Here is a 3169-nt window from a genome sequence, read left to right on the forward strand (position 1 = left end):
GTCTATTCCCCTGCGATAAACTCCCGCTGCAAAGCCGCCAAAATCTCCTATTACTCCTCCGCCAAATGCTATTAAAACATCATTTGCATTTATATCTTTTTGAGCCATAAACTCTAAAAACTTCTGCAATTCTTCAAATGATTTGGAATTTTCTCCGGGTTTTAATACATATTTTATAAGGTTGTATTTTGATAGAGATTCAAACAGTTTTCTGCCATACAACTTGTCTACATTTTCATCAGTTAGCACTATATACTTACAGTCTTCTCTCTTAGGTAAAATCTCTCTAAGTTTTAAACGAATACCCTTTTCTATTAGAATTTCATATTCACTTGAAGTGGATACTTTAATCTTTTGCAACTCAAATCCTCCAACTGCTATTCCTTAATCTTCATTCAAAACTTCTCTGAGTTTAAAGACCATTTTCGCCGTTCTGTCAAATTCATCAGGTCTTAACGATTGAGCCCCATCACATAGTGCATTTTCAGGGTCGTTGTGGACTTCAATTATAAGTCCATCTGCTCCTGCTCCAACAGCCCCAAGAGAAAGCGGCCTTACCATTCTCGCCATTCCCGCCGCATGAGATGGGTCAATTATAATTGGCAAATGTGTCTTTTCATGAAGCGCCGGCACGGAAGATATATCCAATGTATTTCTTGTAAATGTCTCAAATGTTCTTATGCCACGCTCACAAAGTATGACTTTTTGATTTCCACCGCTTAATATATACTCTGCCGCTGATAACAATTCATTATATGTTGCAGAAAGCCCTCTCTTTAAAAGAATTGGTTTATCAATTTTCCCAAGTTCTTTTAAGAGTTCAAAATTTTGCATATTTCTTGCACCAACTTGTAGAATGTCTACATCTTCATAATGTTCGATAAGATTTATATTCATTATTTCAGAAACTATCGGCAATCCCGTTTCAGCCTTTGCCTTTGACAAAATTTTAAGTCCGTCCATTCCTATTCCTTGAAAATCATACGGGGATGTACGAGGTTTAAAAGCTCCGCCTCTTAGTACATTTGCCCCTGATTTTTTAACGCTCTTTGCAATTTCAATAACCTGCTCTTCCGACTCGACTGAGCAAGGTCCTGCTATCAATACGAAGTTCCCTCCGCCTATTTTAGTTCCGTTGTCAAGAGTTATTACAGTGTCTTGTGGTTTGTACTGTCTGCTTGATTTCTTTGCATTTTCTTGCTTTCTAAATACTTCGTCAACACAATCCATCTTTAAAATTTCGCTCAAGTCAACTTTTTCAGTATTGCCAATTATCTCAACTAATTGTATTGCATTTCCCTTAGAACATTCTACAGATAAACCTCTTTTTTCTATTCTATCTATTAATTCTTTTAATTGGTTTTCCTGCACATTAGTTCTCAATTTTATAATCATATATTTCCCCCAAACCGACCAAATTTTATCTAAATCAATTTATAATTATAAATGCTCCGCGTGGAGCATTTTTTATATTCTGATCTAAAAATCTAAATTTTGTTTCGATTATTCAATTTCTCTCGTTAGAATTTATGTTGTCACTCTTAATTTTATACATATTCGACTTTAAATAGTCTAATCTTCAAATTATTTTGCATAGCTATTATAATTCAACAACTCAAATTAATCTAACTGATATAACTCAGCCCTAATAAATTTTATATTAATTTGAAAACCCTGTCGAAAAAAGAGTTATATTTTGTATTGTTATCTTTAATTTGCTTTATTTCATCCGGATTATCACTTATAAGCCCTGTAACTAATGTATTTAGATAGTATTCTATTCTGCTCTTTTCATTAACAGTCCATATATAAAGCTCTTTCTTATTTAAGATAGCTTGTAAAACCAATATTTCTCTATATGAAAAATCTTCTATTACCCAAAAATCTACGCCATCATCAGAAAATTGTCCAAATTGTATTGGAATTACATATCCAACTTTCATTTGAGGGGCAAGTTTTTTTATTTTCTGCATCAAATCTAAATTAAGAGACATATACTTATATTCTTTGTCTATGCCCAGCCTTTTCATCTCCTCAACTATCAATTCAGCATAGTTATTCGGCTCATATCCATGTGGTTTTAATTCAACTAATAGTTTTATATTTAGTTCTTTTGCCTTTTGTACATATTCTTCAAATGTCGGAATCTTTGTGGTGAATGAATCTTGAGTTATATTGAGTTGTTTGATTTCATCTAAATTCATATCCCACACATTCTTGTTTAAATTAGACAATCTCTTTAAGTTATAATCATGCATGACAATAAATTTTTTATCTTTTGTAAGCATTAAATCCATCTCAGAAAAATCTGCTCCTGTTTCCGCTGCGCCTTCTAACGCTTCTATGGAATTTTCAACACCTTTTTTGGCAAATCCTCTGTGCGCTACAATTTCTATTTTGGAATTTGGCTGTAATATATAGATTTGCATTCCATTATAAAGTACTCCTGAAATAAAAATTGTCATACTCAAAATAATTACCAACTTTTTATTTTTAAAGATGCTCTTTTTATTTTTTATATTCTCAATAGATTTATATTCTCTATACTCTATTAGTTCCAAAAGTATGAGTACTATCCCAAGTTTTGTAAGCGTTACAAATAAAATATTTACAGTCTTAATAATGGTAAGTACTACAGCTTCTATCCATAGTGAATCTGTAAATGTGGTTGCTATACTGAGGAATTTTAATAAAAAATATATCAATACGGCACTTGAAAAATATATCACAATTTCAAACAATGATAATTTTAATATCATCTTCTTTCCATATTTTTTGGTAAGTTCTAAACTCTCTCTTATATTTTTAAAAAAACTTTGATTTTTTATAACCGCCAAAACCAATATATAAATCAATCTAAAGTTTATATAAACTAGAGCCAAAATAAATACAGATATAAAAAACGCTCCAAAATCTGTTTTAAATAATTCATCTGTAATAAATTGAGGAATATATATGCCTTTTGTCAACGATATACTAAATCCAATTTCTGCCAATGGAATTATTAAAATAATGTATATAAAAAATAAAATAGCATCTAGTAAAGAGCTGTTGGATATTCTATTTTTAAAGTTTAAAAATTCTCTTTTAAATTCAAAATTACTTCCCGACAACTGATTAGTACATAATTTAATTATCAAATATAGTTCAAAATATGCCGCTATTGAAA

Annotated in this window: 3 protein-coding genes; all 3 read right to left on the reverse strand. The window is 30.8% G+C overall.

From position 1 onward, the window contains the following. On the reverse strand, nt 1-360 hold a 360-nt coding region (locus tag SOR77_RS09075), incomplete at its 3' end, for an iron-containing alcohol dehydrogenase (RefSeq protein ID WP_320636784.1). A gap of 24 nt (nt 361-384) precedes the next feature. Continuing rightward, nucleotides 385-1395, reverse strand: a complete 1011-nt coding sequence (aroF, locus tag SOR77_RS09080) for a 3-deoxy-7-phosphoheptulonate synthase (RefSeq protein WP_320636785.1) — start codon at nt 1393-1395, stop codon at nt 385-387. 260 nt (nt 1396-1655) lie between these two features. Beyond that, the coding region (locus SOR77_RS09085) for a glycerophosphodiester phosphodiesterase (RefSeq protein ID WP_320636786.1) at nt 1656-3169 on the reverse strand (1514 nt) is incomplete at its 5' end.

It is taken from the genome of Peptoniphilus sp., from assembly GCF_034090345.1.
Lineage (GTDB): Bacteria > Bacillota > Clostridia > Tissierellales > Peptoniphilaceae > Peptoniphilus.